The organism is Rahnella woolbedingensis, assembly GCF_003602095.1.
Lineage (GTDB): Bacteria > Pseudomonadota > Gammaproteobacteria > Enterobacterales > Enterobacteriaceae > Rahnella > Rahnella woolbedingensis.
On the sequence record NZ_RAHH01000009.1, the window covers coordinates 43,151 to 68,864 of the forward strand.

Here is a 25,714-nt window from a genome sequence, read left to right on the forward strand (position 1 = left end):
CGTGGCCCGTTCAATTTCATTTTTTGCTGGCGGCAACCACTTCTGCGGCGACACGCTCTGTCGCATCAGGAATAGCGGCCCCACGCGCGGCCTTTGCCATTTCCATCAGATGGGTTCTGTCCCATCCGGCCATCAGATCAGCGACGGCTGCGGCACTAAAATCCTTCTGCTCAATAATCTTTGCAGCACCCGCTTTTTCCAGCGGCAATGCGTTCCAGTACTGCTGGCGGTCTTTATGCTGGAAGGGCACAAAAATGGCCGGCAAACCTGCGGCAGCAATTTCACTGACCGTTAACGCGCCGGAGCGACAAACCACCACATCCGCCCAGGCATAAGCTGCTGCCATGTCATCAATAAATTCGGTGACCTTGTGCTGAGTCTGACCGGCTTTTTCGTAAGCCTGATTCACTGACTCCAGCGCACCTTTACCGACCTGATGCCACAGCGTGATTTTATCGCCCATCAGTGCCGCCACTTCCGGCATGCTCTGATTAAGTACCCGTGCGCCCTGACTGCCACCGATCACTAAGACTCTGATCGGGCCTTCACGTCCGGCTAAGCGCGTTTCTGGCAACTCCAGCGCCAGCACATCGGTGCGCACCGGATTTCCCACCACATCCGCTTTCAAAAAAGCACCGGGGAACGCCTGCAATACTTTGGTAGCAATGTGCGACAGACCTTTGTTAGTCATGCCCGCAATGCCATTTTGTTCGTGCAACACCACCGGAATACCCAGTGACCATGCCGCCAGACCGCCCGGGCCGGAAACGTATCCGCCCATGCCCAACACCACATCGGGCTGAAAGCGTTTCATGATGGCCTTCGCCTGACGCCACGCATGATATATGCGAATCGGGGCGGTGAGTTGCGCTTTCAGACCTTTCCCACGTAATCCTGAGATTTTAATGAAATCAATGTCGATGCCATGTTTAGGCACAAGATCCGCTTCCATCCGGTCTGCTGTACCCAGCCAGCGAACTTCCCAACCTTGCGCGATAAGGTGATGCGCCACAGCCAGCCCTGGGAACACATGCCCGCCGGTACCGCCAGCCATCACCATTAAACGCCGGGTATTGCCACTCATCGGGCACTCCTTACAAACGCCTGGGCTTTTGCCAGCCGCGTTTCAAAATCCACTCGCAGCAATAACACGATTGCCGTCGACATAATGATCAGGCTCGAACCACCGTAACTGATCAGCGGCAGCGTCAGACCTTTGGTCGGCAACATCCCCGCCGCAGCCCCGACATTGACCAGCGCCTGGAAGCTAAACCACACGCCAATTGAGCAGGCCAAAAATCCGGAAAAACGCTGATCAATCTCAAGCGCACGACGTCCGATGGACATCGCGCGAAAAGCGACGAAGAATACCATCAACAGGGCCAAAACCACACCGAAATACCCCAGCTCCTCACCCAGAATGGAGAAGATAAAGTCGGTATGCGCTTCCGGTAAATACTCCAGTTTCTGTACTGAATTTCCTAAGCCCTGCCCCCAGAATTCACCACGGCCAAATGCCATCAGCGACTGGGTTAACTGGTAGCCGCTGCCAAACGGATCGGCCCACGGGTTCCAGAACGAAGTCACACGGCGCATACGGTACGGTTCGGCAAGAACCAGCAGCACAACCGCAAACGCACCGGAACCGATGATGGCCAGGAACTGCCACATTTTCGCCCCCGCCAGGAATAACATCGCCAGCGTGGTAATAAACAGTACAACGACGGTGCCCAGGTCAGGCTGAGCCAGCAGTAAAACGGCCAGCACGACCATCACGCCCATCGGCTTGCAAAAGCCCCAGAAGTTGCTGCGCACTTCATCCACCTTGCGCACCAGATAACTGGCGAGATAGCAAAACAGCGAAAGCTTTGAGAATTCAGCAGGCTGAATACGCAACGGCCCGAGTGAAATCCAGCGCGAGGCCCCGTTGACCGAACTGCCGACCACCAGAACCACCAGCAGCATCACCACCGAAAGCAGCAGCAGAACATTGCTGTACTTCTGCCAGACTGCCATCGGCACCCGAAGCGTCACCAGCGATAAACCAAAAGCCAGACCGAGATAAATGGCGTCACGTTTAGCAAACAAAAACGGATCGTCTGCCAGACGCTGACCGATAGGCATGGAGGCCGACGTCACCATCACAAAACCCACGATCGCCAGACCAAAGGTCAGCCACAATAAAGTCCGGTCGTACAGCACCAGCGTGACGGAGTCGTTTTCCTTTACCCCCATCACCCAGTCATTAAATTTTCCGACGAGGCTCAGCCCCGGAATACGCAACCGCATCAGCCCAGCTCCTTCGCCAGCGCGGTAAAGACATCACCACGTTGTTCAAAACTGCGGAACTGATCCAGACTCGCACATGCCGGAGATAACAGAACCATGTCGCCGGAAGCCACATGCTTACTGATTTCACACATCGCCTGTTCCATCGTTTCAAACAGTGAGGAAACATCAGGACGCAGCTGTGCAAGTTCGGCACCATCACGGCCAAAGCAATAAATACGCAGATTATCGCCCTGCAGATAACGCGTCAGTGGCGCGAAATCGGCAGATTTACCGTCGCCACCCAGCAAGAGATGCAGCGTTCCATCAACCTGTAGCCCGTTCAGCGCCGCTTCGGTGCTGCCCACGTTGGTGGCTTTGGAATCATTAATCCAGCGCACGCCGTTATGATGCCAGGCTATCTGGAAACGGTGAGCCAGACCGGTAAAGGTGGTCAGCGCTTTCAGGCTGGACGCATGAGGAATACCCACCGCATCCGCCAGCGCCAGAGCCGCCAGCGCATTGGTGTAGTTGTGGCGGCCAGTCAGCGGCATTTCACTGGTGTTCAGGACTTTTTCGCCATGAACACGCAGCCAGATATCATCCTGCTGACGGGTCAGATGGTAATCACCCACATCGACACCAAAGCTCACACAACGTTTATCTGCGCCACGCACCGGCATAGTCAGCGCATCGTCTGCGTTAACGACACAAAGCGCAGCGTTCTCATACACTTTCAGTTTTGCCGCACGGTATTGCTGCAAACCAAACGGATAGCGATCCATATGATCTTCCGTCACGTTCAGAATGGTCGCCGCCGCCGCGTGAAGGCTATATGTGGTTTCAAGCTGGAAGCTGGAAAGCTCAAGCACAAACAGACTGTATTCGTGGCCCAGCATGCTCAGCACCGGCAGGCCGATATTGCCGCCTACACCAACACGCCAGCCCGCCGCTTTCGCCATTTCGCCCACCAGCATGGTGACAGTGCTCTTACCGTTAGAACCGGTGATAGCGACAACTGGCGTTTGCGTTTCACGGCAAAACAGCTCGATATCACCGACAATTTCCACACCAGCCTCAGCAGCCGCGCTCAGTGCCGGTGTCGCCAGCGCAACGCCCGGACTGGAAACGATTAAATCGGCATCCAGCAGCCAGTCTTCGTTGAGCGAACCCAGGTGACGCTCAATGTTATCCGCCAGTTTATCGAGTCCTGGCGGGCTGACGCGGGTATCAATGACACGCGGCATCACGCCCCGTGCAACAAAGAAATCAACACAAGACAGGCCGGTCAGACCCAGCCCGATGATGACCACTTTTTTACCCTGATAGTCAGCCATAATTACCGTACCTTCAGAGTCGCCAGGCCAATCAGCACCAGCATCAGCGAAATAATCCAGAAGCGCACGATGACGCGCGGTTCCGGCCAGCCTTTAAGTTCGTAGTGATGATGGATAGGCGCCATACGGAAAATGCGCTGCCCACGTAACTTAAAGGACCCAACCTGCAGGATGACCGACAGTGTTTCGACCACGAACACACCGCCCATAATCACCAGTAAGAATTCCTGACGCAGCAGCACGGCGATAGTACCCAGCGCACCGCCCAGAGCCAGAGAGCCGACGTCGCCCATGAAGACTTGTGCCGGATAGGTGTTAAACCACAGGAACCCAAGCCCTGCGCCGACAATCGCCGTACACACGATAACCAGTTCCCCCGCATGACGCAGATAAGGGATGTGCAAATAGCTGGCGAAATTCATATTACCGGTCGCCCATGCCACCAGCGCAAAGCCTGCTGCGACGAAGACCGTTGGCATGATCGCCAAACCGTCCAGACCATCGGTCAGGTTGACGGCGTTACTGGTTCCCACGATAACGAAGTAGCTCAGCAGGATGTACATCAGACCGAGCTGCGGCATGATGTCTTTAAAGAAAGGCACCACCAGCTCAGTCGCCGGCGTGTCTTTACCAATGGCGTACATGGTGAAAGCTGCGGCCAGCGCGATAACTGACTGCCAGAAGTATTTCCAGCGGGCAATCAGGCCCTTGGTGTCTTTACGGACCACTTTGCGGTAGTCATCGATAAAGCCCACGATGCCGTAGCCAATCAGAACAAACAGCACGCACCACACGTACGGGTTGGACGGATACGCCCACATCAGTACCGAAATGGTGATGGACGCCAGAATCATCAGGCCGCCCATCGTTGGCGTACCGCGTTTACTGAAATGTGATTCCGGGCCGTCGTTACGGACAACCTGACCGAAAGACATTTTTTGCAGACGGGCAATCATGCGAGGCCCGATCCACAGCGACAGGAACAAAGCGGTCAGCAGGCTGACAATGGCGCGAAACGTCAGATAGGAAAAGACGTTGAAGCCGGAATAATATTTGACCAAGTGTTCGGCCAGCCAAACTAACATGTTGCATTCTCCTGTAACGCGCGTACTACCTGCTCCATTGCGGCACTACGTGAACCTTTAATCAAAACGGTAATTACCGCGTGTTCAGACAGTAAGCTCGTTAAACGGGCCGTCAGGGCTGCCTTATCCTCTAAATGCTCACCACATCCGCTGACATCACTGATGATGCGGCTGTCATGGCCAATACTGAATACTTTGTCGATACCTGCGTCGCGGATGGCTTCGCCAACCTGACGGTGACAGCTTGCGCTTTCTGCACCGAGCTCCGCCATATCACCCACCGCCATCACGCGGTAGCCCGGCATTTCTGCCAGCACCTGTGCAGCGGCTGTCATGGAACCGACGTTGGCGTTGTAGCTGTCATCAAGCAGGGTTTTGCCTTCGCAAAGTGCTATCGGGAATAAACGCCCCTTCACAGATTGCAGGGTCGACAGACCGGCACGCACGTTCTGCGCCGATGCACCGACAGACATTGCCAGTGCAGCCGCAGCCAGTGCGTTAGCGATGTTGTGACGCCCCGGAACCGGCAGCGAAACGTCAATGCTGCCCAGAGGAGAATGCAGGGTGAACGCGGTATTCAGCGGGCTGATTTTGACGTCAGTCGCACTGAAGTCGATGCCTTCACCGAAAGCCGGGGAGAAACGCCAGACCCTTTTACCGCTGAGCTTGTGCTGCCAGTTCGCCCAGTCGTTATTATCTGCGTTGATCACAGCAATGCCGTTATCCGGCAGACCATCAAAAATTTCGCCTTTCGCACGAGCCACGCCAGCCAGAGAACCAAAGCCTTCCAGATGCGCGGCTGACAGGTTATTCACCAGTGCCGTTTCAGGTTGTGCCAGCTCAGTGGTATAGGCGATTTCACCAAGATGATTCGCGCCCATTTCGATGACGGCAAAATCATGTTCTGCGGTCAGGCGCAGCAAGGTGAGCGGAACGCCGATGTCGTTATTAAAATTGCCTGCGGTGTAAAGCACGTTGCCACACTCACGCAAAATTGCCGCCGTCATCTCTTTCACAGACGTCTTGCCGGAAGAACCGGTCAGGCCCACTACGCGCGCAGGAACCTGCTGGCGCACCCAGCCACCCAGTTGCCCGAGAGCGATGCGGGTGTCAGCCACCACTAATTGCGGAACGTCTACCGGTAAGCGCTTACTCACCAGCAAAGCCCCTGCTCCGGCTTTTACAGCATCAGCCGCAAAATCGTGAGCATCGAATTTCTCGCCTTTCAGCGCGATAAACAAACAGCCTTCGGTGACCTGACGGGTATCCGTGGTCACGCTGTCGATTTGGGTGTCTGTGCCGGTGAGCTCAGCGTTGAGCGCATCCGCCAGAGTTTGCAGGGAAACGCGGATCATGCGATCACCCCCAGCAAACGGGCGACTGTCACGCGGTCTGAATAATCCAGACGCTGATTACCGACCAGCTGATAATCTTCATGCCCTTTACCGGCAATCAGCACCACGTCTTCTTCTTTGGCCTGCATAATCGCGCTGGTGACAGCTTCTGCACGACCATGAATTTCCTGTGCGCGTCCGGCATCCAGCAGACCGGCCAGAATATCCGCGACGATAGCGCGAGGCTCTTCGCTGCGCGGATTGTCATCAGTGACGATCACACGGTCGGCAAATTGCTCAGCAATACCGCCCATCAGCGGACGTTTACCTTTATCGCGATCACCGCCGCAACCAAACACACACCACAGCGTGCCACGGCAATGCAGACGGGCTGCCGCCAGCGCTTTTTCCAGCGCGTCTGGCGTATGGGCATAATCAACCACCGCGGTAGGTTTACCCGGTGCATTGAAGACTTCCATGCGACCGCAAACCGGTTGCAGCTGAGAAGCCGTTGCCAGTAATTGCGCCAGCGGATAATCCAGGGAAAGCAGCGTTGCCAGCGCAACCAGCAAATTGCTGACGTTGAAAGCGCCCATCAGGCGGCTGTCGAACTTACCTTCGCCCCAGCTTGAATCGATATTTACGGTGGCGCCGTTATCGTGATAATTCACGCTACGCGCCACCAGCCAGCGGCCTTTCCAGCCTGCCGGGATCTTGTCTTCCATACTGACGGCCACGGCATCAGGCGTTTTCGCTAACCAGCGCGCCCCGACGTCGTCGTCAGCATTAATGATTTTTTGGCCGACCTGATGCGAGGAGAAAAGCTGCCATTTGGCCTCTTCGTAACTCTGCATATCACCGTGATAATCAAGATGATCACGGCTCAGGTTGGTGAATGCCGCAGCGGCAAACGGTAATGCGGCGACACGGTGCTGAACCAGCCCGTGGGAAGAAACTTCCATCGCGGCAAAAGTTGCGCCCTGTTTCACCAGGTCAGCCAGAATGTGCTGAACCTGCACGGCTGAACCGGTAGTGTTTTCCGCCGGTATCACGTTATCCAGCAAACCGTTACCCACGGTGCCCATCACTGCGCTGGTTTCGCCCAGTAACTGGCTCCACTGCGCCAGCAGCTGTGTGGTAGTGGTTTTGCCATTGGTGCCTGTTACGCCCACCAGACGTAATGCTTTGCCCGGCTGCTGGTAAAAACGTCCCGCCAGTTCTGACAGCAGAGCATTGAGATCTTCGAGATAAATGACCGGTACACCATGCATCTGGCAGACCGTTCCGTGCTCTTGTTCACCCTTTGCCTCGGCCACGACGGCAGCGACGCCCTGGGCAATTGCCTGGGGAATAAAACGACGCCCGTCACTGGTATGGCCTGAAACCGCGACAAACAGATCGCCGGCAGCCGCAACGCGACTGTCCAGAATCATGTCTTTTAGCGCTACCGCCGGGGCATCACTCACCCAGGGCGCTAAGATGTCGCGCAAATTACGATCTGCCACCTGAAGCCTCTTTTTGATTATTCACTATGTCTGCGTTTTCATCGGCAGTCAGCGCATCCGGTTCGACGTTCATGGTGCGCAACACGCCGCCCATAATGGCGCCAAACACCGGTGCGGAAACGGCCCCACCGTAATATTTCCCTGCTTGCGGATCGTTAATAACCACTACAAGCGCAAATCTTGGATTGCTTGCTGGCGCAACGCCGGCGGTATAGGCAATGTATTTGTTGACGTATTTACCGTCGGGACCGACTTTCTTCGCGGTACCGGTTTTAATCGCGATGCGGTAACCCTTGATCGCAGCTTTCACGCCGCCGCCGCCAGGCAGTGCCACGCTTTCCATCATGTGTACGACGGTGCGCACCAGCGGTTCAGGGAAAATACGTTCGCCGGAGACCGGCGGATCAACTTTCGTGATCGACAATGGGCGATAAATGCCCATGCTGCCGATCGTTGCGTAGACTCGCGCTAGCTGGAGAGGTGTCACCATTAGCCCGTAGCCGAAAGAGAAGGTGGCCCTCTCTATGTCAGACCACCGTTGTTTTTTAGGGTATATGCCACTGCTTTCTCCAACCAGCCCCAAATTGGTCGGTTTTCCCAATCCGAATCGCGAGTAAGTATCTACCAGCTCAGCGGATGGCATCGATAACGCCAGTCGTGAAACACCGACGTTACTCGACTTCTGCAAGATGCCCGTCACGGATAGCTCCGCATAACGCGCAACATCTTTAATCTCATGACCATTAATCCGGTACGGCAGGGTGTTCAGCACGCTGTTTTCACGCACCACGCCGTTTTTCAGTGCCGTCATCACCACCATCGGTTTCACTGTAGAACCCGGTTCAAAAATGTCGGTGATCGCACGGTTACGCATCACATCTTTCGGCGTATCCGGCATGTTGTTTGGGTTGTAAGAAGGGCTATTGGCCATCGCCAGCACTTCACCGGTCTGAACATCCACCAGCACGGCGGTACCTGATTCAGCTTTGTTAAACGCCACCGCATTATTGAGTTCGCGGTAAACCAGCGCCTGCAAACGCTCGTCGATGCTCAGCGCCAGATTGTGCGCAGCCTGACTGTCGACGGTTGAAATATCTTCGATGACGCGACCGAAGCGGTCTTTACGAATGGTACGTTCGCCCGGTTTACCGGTCAGCCAGCGGTCAAAACTCTTCTCAACGCCTTCAATACCTTCGCCGTCGATGTTGGTCACGCCGATAACATGCGACGTCACCTGTCCGGCCGGATAGTAGCGGCGCGATTCCTGACGCAGGGAAATCCCCGGAAGTTTGAGCTTATGGACATATTCGCCAACGGCAGGGTTAACCTGACGGGCAAGATAAACGAAGCGTCCGTTGGGATTGGCGTTGATGCGGGCGGAAAGCTGGGGAAGCGGCATGTTCAGCGCATCAGCCAGCGCTTTCCATTTGGTATCGACGGTGATACCGCCGCGATCGTTAATTTCTTTCGGGTCTGCCCAGATAGCATTGACCGGCACGCTGACCGCCAGAGGGCGGCCGGAACGGTCGGTTATCATGCCACGTGAGGTCGGAATGGTTTGCACGCGCAGGGAACGCAGGTCCCCTTCTCTGACCAGTTTGTCTGGATTAATCACCTGCAGATAGGCCACACGCAACATCAGGCCAACCAATGCCAGCAGGATGCAGGCGCACAACAACGCAAAACGCCAGCTGATAAAGCTGGCTTGATCTTCTGGACGCTTTAACTTCGCGGTGCGTGTTGCTTTCATTAGCTGCCTGTATTCTCCGTGCGCATTTTAAGGCTGAACCACAATAATTTCTTGAGATGGATCAACGTGCTGCATCTGCAATTTCTCCGTTGCGATGCGTTCTACCCGGCTGTGATCGCCGAGGGCATTCTCTTCCAGGATCAGGTTGCGCCATTCGATATCCAGCGCATCCCGTTCCAGTACTAATTGTTCACGCTGAGCCGTCAGCAAGCGCGTACGGTGAGCAGTGGTAACGACTAAAACCGCACTGACCAAAACGGCGATCAGGAGAATCAGGGGAATTTTACCGTTGCGAAGGATATCGCTGGCGATCACTCCCACTAATCCGTGGCGTTCGTTGCCTATCACGCTGTCGTTCTCTCAGCAAAACGCAAAACGGAACTGCGGGCGCGTGGGTTTTCCGCCACTTCAGCCTCAGTAGGCATCATTTTGCCGACGGATTTCAGTGAACGACCGCCGAGCTCAGCGATTTGCGCTTCGGTCATCGGGATACCTGCTGGCACTTGCGCGCCACGACTGTGCTGGCGAATAAAACGCTTCACAATGCGGTCTTCCAGCGAGTGGAAGCTGATGACCGATAAACGCCCTTCAGGTGCCAGAATTTCCAGTGTGCCATCCAGCGCGCGTTCGATTTCTTCCAGCTCGCTGTTGATGTAAATACGGATAGCCTGGAAGCTGCGCGTGGCCGGGTGCTTATGCTTTTCACGAACCGGCGAGGCATTGGCGATCAGATCAGCCAGCTCTTTGGTCCGCGTCATCGGCAACTCACGGTTGCGTTCGACGATCGCGCGCGCAATGCGTTTGGAGAAACGTTCTTCACCGAACGTTTTCAACACCCAGGCAATGTCTTCGGCTTCGGCTTTCATCAGCCATTCAGCAGCAGAATAGCCACGGGTCGGATCCATACGCATATCCAGAGGCCCGTCGCGCATGAACGAGAATCCACGTTCAGGATCGTCGAGTTGCGGAGAGGAAACGCCTAAGTCCAGTAATACGCCGTCGATCTTGCCTTCCAGACCGCGATCACGCACATAATCCGCGAGATCGGAAAAAGGTCCGTGAACAATCGAAAAACGAGGATCATCAATGGATTCTGCGGCTTTGATCGCTTGTGGATCACGGTCAATCGCCAGCAAGCGTCCGTCCGGCCCAAGCTGGGACAGAATCAGACGTGAGTGGCCACCGCGGCCAAAAGTTCCGTCTATGTAAATGCCGTCCTGACGAATATTGAGGCCGTTAACGGCTTCATCCAGCAAAACGGAAGTGTGTTTGTAGTTTTCAACCATGCTTATAATGACAAGTCCTGTAATCGGTCAGAAAGCGGTTCCTGAGACGATTGTTCAGCGTCGATGTCTTCCTTAACTTGTTGATACCAGGTCTGTTCATCCCACAGTTCAAACTTATTGAACTGCCCAACCAGCATCACTTCTTTTGCGAGCCCGGCGTGCTGTCGCAATGTCGTTGCAATCAGCAGGCGCCCGGCGTTATCCATCTGACATTCACTGGCATGCCCGAGTAACAGGCGCTGAATACGGCGCTCTACGGGATTCATGCTCGACAGACGGGACAATTTTTGTTCAATAACTTCCCACTCAGGGAGGGTGTAAAGGAGGAGACATGGGTGATGGAGGTCTATGGTGCAAACCATTTGACCTTGCGATTCTTCGCTCAGCAAATCCCGATAACGGGTGGGTACGGCAAGTCGCCCTTTGCTGTCGAGGTTAACTAACGTCGCGCCACGAAACATGCCCGATCTACCCCTCTGTGACCCTTTTCACCACTTTCCCCCACAAATTCCCACAGAAAAGAGTTTACGGATGGTTTTAAAACCTTGTCAAGCCAGAGCAGAGGCGGTTTGGCAATATTTACGCAGGCACACGAAAATGCAGCGCAATGGTGGGAGGTGTTTTAGAGGCGGAATAGAAAATAACGTCATGATTAGTTGAAGAAATTTCGGAGGGTTAATAATTTCGTTTAAAAAAAAGCCAAACTGAACATTATTTAACTATTTATATTCTTCTGCTATCTAACTCTCATTTCTTAACCTTTTAGCCCTAAGAAAAATCGTCTTTACTTTTTTTCAGGCTATCACTGCTAAATCATCATCATTTTTAATGCCAACCCGCATGACACAGGCGTTTTAAGGATTGTTAAAAACCATAAGAACAGAGGCAAACACTGATCCCAGGAAATTAAGCGGGGAATTCTACAGCACTTTTGCAGGCAACATTAACGTATTTTAGAAATTGATTGGCAGGTTTATATCAGCAAAAGAAAGGCGAAAATATTTGTTAATAATTCAGCAGGCTGAGAATGCTCCTAAATTAACCGCGGAACTTATATGGGATTCTTCACATGCGATTAACAGAACTGGCAAGAACCATTATTCGTTCATGATAAACGCGCTGCTGCGAAGGGGAGCGACGGGCAATCAGGATGAATACCCGTCAGGGATTTATTTACGACTCAGACGTCCACGACGGAACAGGTTGCGGCGGATACGGGTCAGCCCTGCTTTCGGTTTCCTGGGCTCATCAAGACAGGCCAGCACCAGCTCCAGCACGCGTTCAGCCACATCGCGGTGACGCTGCGCTACCGCCAGAACCGGACATTCGAGGAAATCGAGCAGCTCGTTATCGCCGAAGGTGGCAATCGCCAGATCGACCGGCAAACGCCCTTCCGTTTTCAGCGTAACGTCCATCACGCCCTGCAAAAGCTGGAATGAGGTGGTAAATAACGCCTGCGGCATGGGGTTGGTTTTCAGCCATTCGGCAAAAACGACGGCAGCCGATTCGCGATCGTACGCATTCGCATACAAATATTTTGGCTGACGGGGATCTTCAGCCCATGCCTGACGGAATCCCTGTTCGCGCAGGAAACTCACTGATAACTCTGGCAGTGCGCCAAGATAGAGTACCGATTCAGCAGGAAATGTCCGCAGCTCCTGCGCCAGCATCAGGGCGTCTTCCTGATCGGCCCCGACCACGCTGATGAAATGCTCAGGATCCAGGGCGCGGTCAAGCGCAATGATCGGAAAATCATCGTTCGCCCAGCGCTGATAGAATGGATGTTCCGGTGGCAAAGACGTGGAAATAATGATCGCATCGACCTGACGTTGCAGAAGATGTTCGATGCAACGCATTTCATTATCAGGCTGATCTTCAGAGCAGGCGATCAGCAGCTGATAGCCGCGCTGACGGGCCTGACGCTCAAGGAAATTGGCAATTTTGGTATAGCTGGTGTTTTCCAGATCAGGGATCACCAGACCAATAGAGCGGGTACGACCAGCGCGCAAACCCGCTGCCACCGCGTTCGGGTGATAGTTATGTTCCTTCACGACAGCCATGACTTTCTCGACTGTCTTATCGCTGACACGATACTGTTTCGCCTTGCCATTAATCACATAACTGGCAGTGGTACGCGAAACGCCCGCTAACCTCGCGATCTCATCCAGCTTCACTGAGCAAACCCCTTAATAAAGATAATGCTTTATCTAACCGCAGAAGCCCCTGCCGGGCAAGGTGTTTTACCGAATCGCTTCACCTGATTCGCAAAAAAGAAAGCCCGACGTCAAAGTCGGGCTTTCAGTGAGCAAACAAAAGTTACATCTTGCTGATTATTTACGCTTTAACGCATGATTTTATCGCCACGCGAAACACCGACTACGCCGGAACGTGCCACTTCGACAATTTCAGCTACGTCGCGAATGCTGGCTAAAAATGCGTCAAGCTTGTCACTGGTTCCCGCAAGCTGAACGGTGTAAAGCGTTGGGGTAACATCCACAATCTGCCCGCGGAAAATCTCGGTGGAACGTTTCACTTCTTCACGGCCATAACCGGATGCCTGCACCTTCACCAGCATGATTTCACGCTCAACGTGAGCGCCCTGCACCAGTTCAGTCACACGCAGCACGTCCACCAACTTGTGTAGCTGCTTTTCGATTTGCTCGAGCACCTTGGCATCACCGACGGTCTGAATGGTCATGCGCGACAGAGTTGGATCGTCCGTCGGTGCTACGGTCAGGCTTTCAATGTTGTAGCCACGCTGAGAGAACAGGCCGACTACGCGGGACAACGCGCCCGATTCGTTTTCCAGTAATACTGATAAAATCCGGCGCATGATCAGGTCCTCTCCGTTTTGCTTAACCACATTTCGTCCATCGCACCGCCACGGATGTGCATCGGGTAAACGTGTTCTGTTTCATCTATGCTGATATCCACAAATACCAGACGATTTTTCTGTTCCAGCGCCAGCGCCAGTTTGCTTTCCAGCTCATCCGGCGTGCGGATTGCAATACCCACGTGGCCGTAAGCTTCAGCCAGTTTCACGAAATCAGGCAGCGATTGCATGTAGGACTGGGAATGGCGACCGGAGTAAATCATGTCCTGCCACTGCTTCACCATGCCGAGGTAACCGTTGTTCAGGTTCACCACGATCACCGGTAAATCGTATTGCAGCGCAGTCGACAGTTCCTGAATGTTCATCTGAATACTGCCGTCACCGGTTACGCAAATCACCGTTTCATCCGGCAGGCCGAGTTTCACACCCAGCGCGGCTGGCAGACCAAAGCCCATCGTGCCCAGACCGCCGGAGTTGATCCAGTGGCGCGGCTTGTCGAATTTGTAATACAGCGCAGCAAACATCTGATGCTGGCCGACGTCGGACGTCACATAGGCCTCGCCTTTGGTCAGACGGTGCAATGTTTCGATAACCGCCTGAGGCTTGATGGTGCCGGTATTTTTGTCATAGCTCAGGCATTCACGCCCACGCCAGTTTTCGATATTTTGCCACCAGTCGCGAAGTGCATCGAATTCCTGCTTCTCATCGCTTTGCGCCAGCAGTTCCAGCATCTGAACCAATGTTTGTTTCGCGTCGCCGACAATCGGGATATCCGCATTCACGGTTTTGGAGATTGACGTCGGGTCGATATCAATGTGCATGACCGTCGCATTCGGGCAGTATTTCGCCAGATTATTAGTAGTACGGTCGTCGAAGCGCACACCCACGCCGAAAATCAGATCCGCGTTGTGCATCGCCATATTGGCTTCGTAAGTGCCGTGCATACCCAGCATGCCCAGACTCTGACGATGAGTGCCCGGGAAAGCGCCAAGCCCCATCAGGGAACTGGTCACCGGCAGATTCAGTTTCTCTGCCAGCTGGAGCAACTCAGCATCACACTCAGAATTGATCGCACCACCGCCGACGTACAGCACCGGTTTTTTAGCCGCCAGTAAGGTTTGCACGGCGCGTTTCATTTGCCCGCGATGACCTTGCACCGTCGGGTTGTAGGAGCGCATCGCAACCTGTTCAGGATAGGCGTAAGGGAGTTTGACCTGCGGATTTACCACGTCTTTTGGCAAGTCGACCACCACCGGACCAGGACGGCCGGTAGACGCCAGATAAAACGCTTTTTTCAGTACAGTCGGAATATCTTCCGCGCGTTTTACCAGAAAACTGTGTTTCACCACCGGGCGGGAGATCCCCACCATGTCGCATTCCTGGAACGCGTCATACCCAATGAGTGAACTGTGAACCTGGCCTGATAGCACCACCAGCGGAATGGAATCCATATAAGCCGTGGCAATACCGGTGATAGCATTGGTTGCGCCGGGACCGGAAGTCACCAGCACCACGCCCACGTCACCCGTGGCGCGCGCATAACCGTCAGCCATATGAACAGCACCCTGTTCATGTCTCACCAGCACATGATCTATCCCACCGACCGTATGCAGGGCATCATAGATATCCAACACCGCTCCGCCGGGATAACCGAATACGTGCTTAACGCCCTGGTCGATTAACGACCGGACGACCATCTCGGCTCCTGACAACATCTCCATGGTTTTGCCTCCAGGCTTTTTGCTTCTTCTATAGGATGACTTTTTATTTCAGCTAGCTGTTCTATCAGGCAACGACTTACGGGTAAATCGCTGAATTTTAGGACTTTCTATCGGGATTAAAAAACCCTGCTGTTCTTATTGGCGTTCACGAATCTAACTCAGTACCTTAGCGTCAGAATCTGAGTCAGGCAAACGCCAAAAAGAGTCAGTAAATGTCGTTATATCGGCTCGCACTGCCTTCATTCTTCTGCCCGGCACAAAACACTGCCTGAGCGTAACAACCAGTCAGAAATATCAGGAAGGCCCGAAAAATTACAGTATTAAATTATGTCCGTGACGGGCGTAAAAATGAGGATGAACCGGCAGACACATGTTCGCCGGTGATTGTGCAGGGAAAACGGGAAACAGTTCGGGAAGGAATTACTCGCGATACAGTTGGTCGATTTCTTTCTGGTAACGGCTGAAGATTATTTTGCGTCGCAGCTTGAGCGTCGGCGTCAGCTCGCCGTCTTCCATCGTGAAAGGCTTGGTCAGCAGCACAAATTTTTTCACCTGCTCAAAACCGGCCAGCTCGTGCTGTATCTCGCGAAGCTGATGCGCAAAAAGTGAAATGATTTGCTCGTTTTTAACCAGACCGGTGCGGTTGAGATAATCGATATGGTGATTCTGCGCGTAAGCGTTCAGCACATCAAAATCAGGAACAATCAGCGCCGAAACAAAATGACGTTCATCGGCGATAACCGCCGCCTGCTCAATATAACGATCCTGTACCAGCGTGCCTTCGATGCGCTGCGGCGCGATGTATTTGCCGCCCGAGGTCTTCATCAGATCCTTCAGCCGTTCGGTGATAAACACATTGCCTTCGGCGTCCATTTTCCCGGCATCGCCGGTTTTAAACCAGCCATCAGCGGTAAAACTGGCCGCCGTTTCCCCGGGCTTATTGAAATAACCGCGCAACAGCGTCGGCCCGCGGACCTGGATCTCGTTCTCTTCGCCAATACGCACTTCAATCTCGGGTAACGCTGTACCGACCGAACCGAAGCGGAAATCGTTCTCTTCCCAACAGGTGACGGTCGCGCAGGTTTCGGTCAGGCCATAACCGTATTTGATTTTCAAACCAAGCGATTCGAAAAACAGAATCACGTTGTCGTCCAGACTGGCGCCCGCTGCCGGCAGAAAGCGTAAATTGCCGCCCAGCAGATTGCGCAGTTTTTTCAGCACCAGCTTATCCGCGATAAAGTGCGACACCAAAAGCCAGAAGGGATAACGCGCTTTACGGCGTTCAGTCAGAAACTTCTCTTTGCCCTGCGCGACGGCCCAGTGAAACAGCCGTTTTTTGATGCTTCCGGCACGGGCCACTTTGTCGTGAATGGCGCTGAAGACTTTTTCATAGAAACGCGGAACGGCGCACATCACCGTCGGTTTCACCGCCTGCAATGCATCGCGCACGAGATCGGTTTCACGCAGGAAAACATTCTGCGCGCCGCAGTGCATGACGAAGAAACTCCAGGCGCGCTCAAAAACATGAGCCAGGGGCAGGAAGCATAGCGAAACATCGCGGTCAGAAATGCTCAGGCGTTTTTCATGCTGCTTAAGCTGCGTCGCCATACTGATGTAATCCAGCATCACGCCTTTCGCTTCACCCGTGGTTCCCGAGGTGTAAATCAGCGTAAAGAGGTCGCTGAGCTGGCAGGCGTTAACCCGCGCCTCACGTTCAGCCGCCAGAGCGTGGTCCTGAGGAACAATGCCTGAAACATGCCGGGCAATGGGCACACCACGTAAATCCACGTCGTTATCGAGCACAAAAATATGCTTCAGCTGCGGGCACAATTCACGCAATGCCACCGCCGCATCGTATTGACTCTGTCCGACAACGAACAAAATACGGATATCAGCGTCATTAAGCACATAGGCTGACTGCGCGGGCGTATTGGTCGCATACACGGGTACAGTGACGGCACGTAACTGCAAAATCGCCAGATCGGTCATCGCCCAGGCGATGGAGTTATTTCCGCAAATAGCGATCCGTTCCTGAACACCCACGTTTTCCTGCAGTAAAACGTCGGACAGCGCATCGACTTTTTCCCCAAGCTCACGCCAGGTGAGCGCGCTTTCTGCCACAGGCGACCATTCACGGAATGCGATATTTTCAGCACGGCTGATAACTTGCTGGCGAAAACGGGTGATCAGATGGTAGTCATTTAAGGTTGGATTCATTGAGCGTCTATACCGGCGTCCAGTGCAATCAGATAAGGGAGGGAGCTGACTGCATTGCTCTGTTACAAAGATTTAACGCAGTCTACCGGCAAATATTGCACGGCGAAATCAAATTGTAGAAGCAAAACGGCTCTTTTGGAAAAACGGACGGAGGGATTCAGGAATGAAAAAAACCTGCCTAGCTTTAACGAGGAGCAAAAACCAGGCAGGATAAAAAACCACAAATAAAACCATAACTAGCCATTTTTACTGCGCAATCAGCCACAGTAAAAATGGGATGTACCAGAGTGACCCGCTATAAAGACAGAATGCATTGGCTTAATAACGACTTCATCCACATATTGCCTTTATCTTTACTGGAAGATTCATGCCATGACAGATAACAGGTCAGGCTGTTCTTCATCCAGGGTAAAGGGATAACGGACAGATTTAATATTCCGGCGCTCGATTGAGCAATCCAGCGCGGTACCAGTGCGACCATATCTGTTTTCGAAACAATTTCCATTACACTGGAAAGATCCGTTCCCTGATAAGCAATCAGCGAATGCATTTCAGGGTCATCATAATAAGGTGAACTGAATGAATAAAAACGATCCAACATCATTACGGCATGTTTTTCTTTCAGATATTTTTCATCTGACATATGCGGACTGATACGGGGATGTTTTTGTGCCGCTACCAGCACCAGCTCATCATTAAATAAAGCCTGATTACAAAAATCCGGGCGATCGAATTTACGATAGCTGATCATGAATTCAATATTCTGATAACGTAACTGATGCTCAATATTGTCGTTCACAATTGTTTGCAATTTAATACTGACATCAGTTGATAAAGCATCGACCGCATTCAGTACCTGCGAAGTTAATCGTTTATCCAGCGGACTGCAAATTGCCACATTGAACTCACGAATACTCACGTTAGGATCAAAACCAGCTCCCGGGAGTTCGTTCATCACCAGTTGCAGCGCCTGGCGGATCGGGCCAAATAACTGGCGCGCACGCATGGTTGGCTGGATGCCGCGGCCAAAGCGGACAAATAAATCATCATTGAACATGATTTTTAACCGGGCAACGGCGTTACTCACCGCAGGTTGGGACATTCCCAACATATTGGCCGCACGAGTAATGTTTTGTAATTGCATAACGGCATCAAATACCGTTAACAAATTCAAATCAACATTGCGAAGATGCGTATCCGCTTCAGTAGGTTTAGTTTGATTATCTGTCGTCAGATCAGACATTACATTTCCCATTCAAGATACCTCAACCTGCTTAAGACTGATTATCTTTAATTATTTGTTTTATTTAAAATGGCACCGGAATGAATTCTGACATACAGAAGACCGGCGGATAAACTCGGTACTTTAATGCGTTCCTAATTTCGGAAAGAAATCGACTCTCATTTCCAATAATCAGAAAGTTAAATGCTATCTTCATTTCGCTAGGGTGAAGCTGATGATATAGAACGATAAAATGTTTATAGAAACAACATGCGAAAAATGAATAATAAGTTAAGCCGCGCTAAATCATTTCCAACCTATTGTATTAAATAGTTTATTCCTTCCACACGAGAAAGGTAGTGTCCATTTTTGGACTGCTTTTTTCTCTCTACACCCACCCGGATGAACAAAAATCTTCATTCCAGATACATTTAGAAAAGTAGTGTTTAATGCTAAATGAGATGAACTATCATTTTTGCAATTTACTGGAATTTCCACACAGTGAAGTGTTGACATACCGCACACATTCCCGTATCACTTTAAGCACTGTTTGAACGATGTCCGTTCTGACCACCCCATTACGAGAAGCTGAAAACACATGTTCATGATGACCCGTCTCCTAGGCCTACTACTCAACGCAGAAAATTTGCGCGGTAAGCCAGTGGGCGAAAATCAAAACTGATTTTAACTTCCACAGACAATAAACCCGCGCCGATGCGCGGGTTTTTTTTTACCTCCGCAGGGCGCGAAAATAGAAGCAGACAAGGAACAACCCATGAGCGAGCAAGTCATTATTTTCGATACCACGCTGCGTGACGGTGAACAGGCGTTACAGGCCAGCCTGAGTGTTAAAGAGAAGATTCAGATTGCAATGGCGCTGGAAAGAATGGGCGTTGACGTGATGGAAGTTGGCTTCCCGGTCTCGTCTCCTGGCGATTTCGAGTCTGTACAAACTATTGCGCGCCAGATTAAAAACAGCCGTGTTTGCGGTCTGGCTCGCTGCGTGGACGGCGATATCGACGCCGCGGCCGAAGCCTTACGTGTCGCAGAAGCTTTCCGTATCCACGTATTCCTGGCCACTTCTACCCTGCACATTGAATCCAAACTGAAGCGTTCGTTTGATCAGGTGCTGGAGATGGCAACGCATTCCGTGAAGCGTGCCCGCAACTATACCGATGACGTCGAGTTCTCCTGCGAAGATGCCGGTCGTACGCCGCTGGATAACCTGTGCCGCGTCGTAGAAGCCGCAATCAAAGCTGGCGCGACCACCATTAACATTCCTGACACCGTCGGTTACACCACGCCGGTTCAGTTCGGCGGCATCATCACGAATCTGTATGAACGTGTGCCTAACATTGATAAAGCGATTATCTCCGTTCACTGCCACGACGATCTGGGCATGGCGGTCGGTAACTCCATCGCCGCCATTCAGGCCGGTGCGCGTCAGGTTGAAGGGACGCTGAACGGTATCGGCGAACGCGCCGGTAACACTGCGCTGGAAGAAGTGATCATGGCGATCCGCACCCGCAGCGACTACATGAACGTTCACACCAACATCAATCACAAAGAAATTTACCGCACCAGCCAGATTGTCAGCCAGATTACCAACATGCCGATCCCGGGCAACAAAGCGATTGTCGGCTCAAACGCCTTCGCACACTCCTCCGGTATCCATCAGGACGGCGTGCTGAAAAACCGTGAAAACTACGAAATCATGACCCCGGAATCTATCGGTCTGAATCAGGTGCAACTGAACCTGACTTCCCGCTCCGGTCGTGCTGCCGTTAAGCATCGTATGGAAGAAATGGGCTACAAAGAAGCCGATTACAATCTGGATCATCTGTATGCCGCGTTCCTGAAGCTGGCTGACAAAAAAGGGCAGGTTTTCGACTACGATTTAGAAGCACTGGTCTTCATCAGTAAGCAGCAGGAAGAGCCTGAATTCTACCGTCTGGATAATTTCAGCGTGCAGTCCGGCTCCAAAATTACCGCCACCGCGTCAGTCAACCTGTCCTGCGGCGAAGAAATTATCACCGAAGCCGCCACCGGCAACGGTCCGGTTGATGCCGTCTATCAGGCTATCAACCGCATCACCGGCTATCAGATTGAACTGGTGAAATACCAACTGAGCGCGAAAGGCCAGGGCCGCGATGCACTGGGTCAGGTAGACGTGGTTGTCTCCTTCAATGGCCGCCGTTTCCACGGTGTCGGTCTGGCGACGGACATAGTGGAATCTTCCGCTAAAGCGATGGTGCACGTACTGAATAACATCTGGCGCAGCAAACAAGTTGAGATCGAAAAACAACGTTTGCAGCAGGCAGGTCAGCAACACAACAACATTCAAAATAATCAGGAAACGGTGTGAACATGAGCAAGACCCATCATATTGCCGTCTTACCCGGAGACGGAATTGGCCCGGAAGTTATGGCCCAGGCATATAAAGTTCTGGAAGCAGTTCGTCAGCGTTTCGGCCTGAAGATCACCACCAGCGAATACGATGTGGGTGGCGCAGCCATCGACAAACACGGCAGCCCGTTGCCGGAAGCGACCGTCGCCGGTTGCGAACAAGCTGATGCGATTCTGTTCGGCTCCGTCGGTGGCCCGAAATGGGAACATTTACCGCCAAACGATCAGCCTGAGCGTGGCGCATTATTGCCACTGCGCAAACATTTTAAACTGTTCAGCAACCTGCGCCCTGCCCGTCTGTATCAGGGTCTGGAAGAGTTCTGCCCGCTGCGTGCCGATATCGCCGCAAAAGGTTTCGATATTCTGTGCGTGCGTGAACTGACCGGTGGCATTTACTTCGGTCAGCCTAAAGGCCGCGAAGGTCAGGGCGCGCATGAGAAAGCTTTTGATACCGAAGTGTATTACCGTTTTGAGATCGAACGTATCGCCCGAATCGCCTTTGAATCTGCACGCAAACGTCGCAGCAAAGTGACGTCTATCGATAAAGCGAACGTCTTGCAGACCTCGATTATGTGGCGCGAAGTGATTAACGAAATCGCCAAAGATTATCCGGATGTCAGCCTGAGCCATATGTACATCGATAACGCGACTATGCAGCTGATTAAAGATCCGTCCCAGTTTGACGTGCTGCTGTGTTCCAACCTGTTTGGCGACATCCTGTCCGACGAATGCGCGATGATCACAGGCTCTATGGGCATGCTGCCTTCTGCCAGCATGAACGAACAGGCATTTGGTTTGTTCGAACCTGCGGGTGGCTCTGCACCGGATATCGCCGGTAAAAACATCGCTAACCCGATTGCACAAATCCTGTCTGCCGCGCTGTTGCTGCGTTACAGCCTGGGAGCGGATGACGCCGCCAATGCGATTGAGCAGGCCGTCAATAAAGTACTGGAAGCTGGCCATCGTACCGGCGATTTGGCTAACGGCCAGCAGGCACTGGGCACCAGTGAAATGGGCGATATCATTGCCCGCTTTGTGAAAGAAGGGGCATAACATGTCCAGGACTCTGTATCAGAAATTGTTTGATGCGCACGTGGTTTACGAAGCGCAAAACGAAACACCATTGTTATACATCGACCGCCACCTGGTTCACGAAGTGACCTCTCCGCAGGCATTCGACGGTCTGCGCGCGATGGACCGTCAGGTGCGTCAGCCGGGTAAAACCTTTGCGACCATGGATCACAACGTCTCCACGCAAACTAAAGACATCAATGCGAGCGGCGAAATGGCGCGCATCCAGATGCAGGAATTAATCAAAAACTGTGCGGAATTCGGCGTGCAGTTGTATGACCTGAACCACCCGTATCAGGGCATTGTTCACGTCATTGGTCCTGAGCAGGGCATGACCTTGCCGGGCATGACCATTGTCTGCGGCGATTCCCATACCGCCACACACGGTGCGTTTGGTTCACTGGCCTTCGGTATCGGGACTTCGGAAGTGGAACACGTTCTGGCGACGCAAACCCTGAAACAGGGTCGTGCCAAAACGATGAAAATCGAAGTCACCGGCGATGCACCTGCGGGTATCACCGCAAAAGATATCGTTCTGGCGATTATCGGTAAAACTGGCAGCGCTGGTGGTACCGGTCACGTTGTAGAATTCTGCGGTAAAGCCATTGAGGCGCTGAGCATGGAAGGTCGTATGACTCTGTGCAACATGGCGATCGAAATGGGTGCCAAAGCCGGTCTGGTGGCTCCTGATGAGACCACGTTTGCGTATCTGAAAGGCCGTCAGTTTGCGCCTAAAGATCAAAACTGGGACGCGGCAGTCGAATACTGGAAAACCCTGAAAACCGAAGATGGCGCGAAGTTCGACAGTATTGTCACGCTGGACGCGTCTGAAATCGCACCACAGGTCACCTGGGGCACTAACCCGGGTCAGGTAATGGCGGTGAATCAGACCATCCCGAATCCGGCCTCATTTGCGGACCCGGTAGAACGTGCTTCCGCTGAAAAAGCGCTGGCGTACATGGACTTGCAACCGGGCATTAAACTGACTGACGTGGCGATTGATAAAGTCTTTATCGGTTCCTGCACCAACTCCCGCATCGAAGATTTACGCGCTGCGGCAGCGATTGCCAAAGGCCGTAAAGTCGCAACTGGCGTACAGGCGATTGTGGTTCCGGGTTCCGGTCCGGTAAAAGCGCAGGCGGAAGAAGAAGGTCTGGATAAGATTTTCATCGAAGCCGGTTTTGAATGGCGTCTGCCGGGCTGCTCTATGTGTCTGGCGATGAACAATGACCGTCTGGAGCCGGGCGAGCGTTGCGCGTCTACCAGTAACCGTAACTTCGAAGGCCGTCAGGGCCGTGGCGGCCGTACCCATCTGGTCAGCCCGGCGATGGCCGCTGCCGCTGCGGTGACTGGCCGTTTCGCTGATGTCCGTGAACTGAACTGAGGAAAACACCATGGCTAAATTTACCCAACACATCGGTCTGGTGGTTCCGCTGGATGCAGCAAACGTCGATACCGATGCCATTATCCCGAAACAGTTTTTGCAGAAAGTTACCCGCACCGGTTTCGGTCAGCATCTGTTTAACGACTGGCGTTTTCTGGACGACGCTGGTCAGGTGCCTAACCCTGATTTCGTGCTGAATAAGCCGCGCTACAAAGGCGCGAGCATTTTACTGGCACGCGAAAACTTCGGTTGCGGTTCATCCCGTGAGCATGCGCCGTGGGCGCTGACTGATTATGGCTTCCACGCCGTTATCGCGCCGAGCTTTGCCGATATTTTTTACGGCAACTCGTTCAACAACCAGTTATTGCCCATCACGTTGAGCGAAGCAGAAGTCGATGAATTATTCGAGCTGGTGAAAAACAACGAAGGCATCCAGTTTGAAGTGGATCTGGAAGCGCAGACCGTCAAAGCAGGCGAGAAAAGCTATCCGTTCGTCATCGACAACTTCCGCCGTCATTGCATGATCAACGGCCTGGACAGCATCGGCCTGACCCTGCAACACGAAGGGAATATTTCCAGCTACGAGAAAAATCAGCCTGCCTTTATGCAGTGATGTCTGAGCTGTGAGCATAAAAAAACCCGCGAAATTCGCGGGTTTTTCTTTATCAGCATCATAGTCGGGTCAGACGTCTTTCACTTTATACATCAAACCTAGCGCCACCACCGCCAGAACGGTTGCCGCCCAGTACACCGGATAATGCCCGAAGTTTTCCACGATAAAGCCCTGTAACAGGCCTGCGCAAATCACACCGGTGGAAATACTGTTGGTGAACAGCGTGGTCGCCGAACCCGCCCTTCCCGGCATCAGATCCTGAAAATACAGCATCCCTATCCCGGCCACGATCCCGATGAAAATCGCGTTAAACAGTTGCAGGATCATCAGCGCCGCCTTGAACTGAAATGCCACCAGCCCGGCATAGAAAACGACACCACTGGCCACGGCATACAGCATCAGTTTGCGTTTACCGGTACGTTTCACCAGATAGCCCGCCAGCAGCATCGCCGGAATTTCCAGCCCGGCGGCCGTCCCCATCAGCAGCCCTGCCAGCCCTTCCGGCAGGCCTAAGTCACTGGTGATGTAGAGCGGCATATCAATGACATACATGATATTGCAGGTCCACATCAGCAGGGAGGAAAAGAACAGCAGACGCACATCTTTGTTGCGCCAGGCGCTCACCGGCACCACTTTTTCGTCCACCGGCTGTTCGAGGCGCGGCACAGAGGGCAGGAAGAAAAAGATCATTAATATACTGCTGACAAACACCCCGGCGGCGCTCAGATACATCGGCGTAAAGCCGTAGTTCAGCGCCAGCATAAACGACAGCGGCGGGCCGAGCACCCAGGCCAGCGAGAGCATCGCACGCATCATCGAGCTGAACATCACCACTTCACTGGCGGAGCGATCCGCATGCTCACGCGCCAGCGCAAACAGCTGCGGCATCGACGCATTCCCGATCGCCGCCAGCAGCACACCGACGGTGATCAGCACCAGATAATCGCGGCTGAAGGCAAACACCAGGCTATTTCCCAGCGCCATCAGGCAGCAAAACATCAGCAATTTGCGCCGGTCGCCTTTGTTATCCGAGCGGTTTGCCAGCAGGAAGCTGATTGCAATCCCGGCGATGGCATTCACGGTATAAAAGAGCCCCACCCACAGCGGACGGACTTTCACTTCGTTGGTCAGAAACAGACTGAGCGTCGGCGCCTGTAATGCCCCCGCCACGCCGCACAGCAAGGAGACCACCAGAAAGGTGACATAAATACGATTAAAACGAGGTTTTGGCATAACGTCGTCCCTGAGAAATGAAAGCCCATAAAACAAGACAGACAGTGTAGCGAAGTTTCAGGAAGTTCTGGGGAATGAACAAAAAAAGCGTGTAAAAAAACCAGTGAGTTGCCTCACTGGCTGGTGACAATACACCATTACTCAGAAAATCGAATTCAGTCAGACCTGAAGTCACAGTTGACGGCGGTACTGCTCATCGTCCAGCGTTTCCATATCCCACTGCGTGAGGCGGGACAGAATATCCAGACGGTATTGCACCGGAACCCAAGACAGCCAGTCTGCATGATTTTTAGAGGCGTTCCTTTTAATAGCTTCGAAGTAACGCTGGTAGAAACGGGCGTTCAGACTACGTTTCATGCTGACCTCCGGTGATTCACAACAGGCTTTCGTTGAGAAACAGTATCAGCGTAATATGAGGAAAGATAAATTGATGAAAACTGCCCACGGAG

General features: G+C 52.9%; 21 protein-coding genes. 4 read left to right on the forward strand and 17 right to left on the reverse strand.

Going from position 1 to position 25,714, the window contains the following annotated elements:
- Window positions 1–16 precede the first annotated feature (16 nt).
- The 15 genes from murG to leuO form a co-directional block, all read right to left on the reverse strand.
- Window positions 17–1,084 carry an undecaprenyldiphospho-muramoylpentapeptide beta-N-acetylglucosaminyltransferase gene (gene murG / locus D6C13_RS09100; protein WP_120132466.1) on the reverse strand — a complete coding sequence of 356 codons (1,068 nt, stop codon included), beginning with the start codon at window positions 1,082–1,084 and terminating at the stop codon, window positions 17–19.
- Window positions 1,081–2,283: a cell division protein FtsW gene (gene ftsW / locus D6C13_RS09105; RefSeq protein ID WP_425272708.1), complete on the reverse strand. Its 1,203-nt coding sequence runs from the start codon at window positions 2,281–2,283 to the stop codon at window positions 1,081–1,083. The genes murG and ftsW overlap by 4 nt, the downstream gene beginning before the upstream one ends.
- Before the next feature lie 5 nt (window positions 2,284–2,288).
- Window positions 2,289–3,605: a UDP-N-acetylmuramoyl-L-alanine--D-glutamate ligase gene (gene murD, locus D6C13_RS09110; RefSeq protein ID WP_120132468.1), complete on the reverse strand. Its 1,317-nt coding sequence runs from the start codon at window positions 3,603–3,605 to the stop codon at window positions 2,289–2,291.
- Between the two features lie 2 nt (window positions 3,606–3,607).
- Window positions 3,608–4,690, reverse strand: a complete 1,083-nt coding sequence (mraY, locus tag D6C13_RS09115; protein ID WP_112286949.1) for a phospho-N-acetylmuramoyl-pentapeptide-transferase — start codon at window positions 4,688–4,690, stop codon at window positions 3,608–3,610.
- The gene (gene murF, locus D6C13_RS09120) at window positions 4,684–6,045 is read right to left on the reverse strand and encodes a UDP-N-acetylmuramoyl-tripeptide--D-alanyl-D-alanine ligase (protein ID WP_120132469.1); all 1,362 of its coding nucleotides are present in this window, start codon (window positions 6,043–6,045) and stop codon (window positions 4,684–4,686) included. Before murF ends, mraY begins: the two co-directional genes overlap by 7 nt.
- On the reverse strand, window positions 6,042–7,529 hold the full coding sequence (gene murE / locus D6C13_RS09125; protein ID WP_120132470.1) for a UDP-N-acetylmuramoyl-L-alanyl-D-glutamate--2,6-diaminopimelate ligase: 1,488 nt from the start codon (window positions 7,527–7,529) through the stop codon (window positions 6,042–6,044). The genes murF and murE overlap by 4 nt, the downstream gene beginning before the upstream one ends.
- Complete coding sequence (locus D6C13_RS09130; protein WP_120132471.1) at window positions 7,516–9,279, reverse strand: peptidoglycan glycosyltransferase FtsI; 1,764 nt, start codon at window positions 9,277–9,279, stop codon at window positions 7,516–7,518. Before D6C13_RS09130 ends, murE begins: the two co-directional genes overlap by 14 nt.
- A gap of 27 nt (window positions 9,280–9,306) precedes the next feature.
- Complete coding sequence (ftsL, locus tag D6C13_RS09135; protein WP_120132472.1) at window positions 9,307–9,627, reverse strand: cell division protein FtsL; 321 nt, start codon at window positions 9,625–9,627, stop codon at window positions 9,307–9,309.
- Window positions 9,624–10,565, reverse strand: coding sequence for a 16S rRNA (cytosine(1402)-N(4))-methyltransferase RsmH (rsmH, locus tag D6C13_RS09140; protein WP_120132473.1), 942 nt, complete (start codon window positions 10,563–10,565; stop codon window positions 9,624–9,626). The genes ftsL and rsmH overlap by 4 nt, the downstream gene beginning before the upstream one ends.
- A 2-nt stretch (window positions 10,566–10,567) precedes the next feature.
- Window positions 10,568–11,026, reverse strand: a complete 459-nt coding sequence (gene mraZ / locus D6C13_RS09145; protein WP_120132474.1) for a division/cell wall cluster transcriptional repressor MraZ — start codon at window positions 11,024–11,026, stop codon at window positions 10,568–10,570.
- Window positions 11,027–11,734: 708 nt separating this feature from the next.
- Complete coding sequence (gene cra / locus D6C13_RS09150) at window positions 11,735–12,739, reverse strand: catabolite repressor/activator (protein ID WP_120132475.1); 1,005 nt, start codon at window positions 12,737–12,739, stop codon at window positions 11,735–11,737.
- Window positions 12,740–12,906: 167 nt separating this feature from the next.
- Window positions 12,907–13,398: an acetolactate synthase small subunit gene (ilvN, locus tag D6C13_RS09155; protein ID WP_120132476.1), complete on the reverse strand. Its 492-nt coding sequence runs from the start codon at window positions 13,396–13,398 to the stop codon at window positions 12,907–12,909.
- Between the two features lie 2 nt (window positions 13,399–13,400).
- Window positions 13,401–15,119, reverse strand: a complete 1,719-nt coding sequence (ilvI, locus tag D6C13_RS09160; protein WP_120132477.1) for an acetolactate synthase 3 large subunit — start codon at window positions 15,117–15,119, stop codon at window positions 13,401–13,403.
- A gap of 420 nt (window positions 15,120–15,539) precedes the next feature.
- Window positions 15,540–17,336, reverse strand: a complete 1,797-nt coding sequence (locus D6C13_RS09165) for an AMP-dependent synthetase/ligase (protein WP_120132478.1) — start codon at window positions 17,334–17,336, stop codon at window positions 15,540–15,542.
- A gap of 295 nt (window positions 17,337–17,631) precedes the next feature.
- On the reverse strand, window positions 17,632–18,579 hold the full coding sequence (gene leuO, locus D6C13_RS09170; RefSeq protein ID WP_120132479.1) for a transcriptional regulator LeuO: 948 nt from the start codon (window positions 18,577–18,579) through the stop codon (window positions 17,632–17,634).
- A 754-nt stretch (window positions 18,580–19,333) separates the two neighbouring features.
- Here leuO and leuA point away from each other — a divergent pair.
- The 4 genes from leuA to leuD are packed head-to-tail and all read left to right on the forward strand — an operon-like array spanning window position 19,334 to window position 24,032.
- Entirely contained in the window at window positions 19,334–20,923 is a 1,590-nt protein-coding gene (leuA, locus tag D6C13_RS09180; protein ID WP_120132480.1) for a 2-isopropylmalate synthase, read from the forward strand.
- A 2-nt stretch (window positions 20,924–20,925) separates the two neighbouring features.
- Window positions 20,926–22,017 carry a 3-isopropylmalate dehydrogenase gene (leuB, locus tag D6C13_RS09185; protein ID WP_120132481.1) on the forward strand — a complete coding sequence of 364 codons (1,092 nt, stop codon included), beginning with the start codon at window positions 20,926–20,928 and terminating at the stop codon, window positions 22,015–22,017.
- A gap of 1 nt (window position 22,018) precedes the next feature.
- Complete coding sequence (leuC, locus tag D6C13_RS09190; protein ID WP_120132482.1) at window positions 22,019–23,419, forward strand: 3-isopropylmalate dehydratase large subunit; 1,401 nt, start codon at window positions 22,019–22,021, stop codon at window positions 23,417–23,419.
- Between the two features lie 10 nt (window positions 23,420–23,429).
- Window positions 23,430–24,032, forward strand: a complete 603-nt coding sequence (gene leuD, locus D6C13_RS09195; protein WP_120132483.1) for a 3-isopropylmalate dehydratase small subunit — start codon at window positions 23,430–23,432, stop codon at window positions 24,030–24,032.
- 69 nt (window positions 24,033–24,101) lie between these two features.
- On the opposite strand, the gene D6C13_RS09200 is transcribed toward leuD, so the two are convergent.
- Window positions 24,102–25,265 (reverse strand): MFS transporter, encoded by a 1,164-nt coding sequence (locus D6C13_RS09200; RefSeq protein ID WP_120132484.1) that lies wholly within the window; start codon window positions 25,263–25,265, stop codon window positions 24,102–24,104.
- Between the two features lie 171 nt (window positions 25,266–25,436).
- Window positions 25,437–25,622 (reverse strand): glucose uptake inhibitor SgrT, encoded by a 186-nt coding sequence (sgrT, locus tag D6C13_RS09205; protein ID WP_120132485.1) that lies wholly within the window; start codon window positions 25,620–25,622, stop codon window positions 25,437–25,439.
- Window positions 25,623–25,714 lie beyond the last annotated feature (92 nt).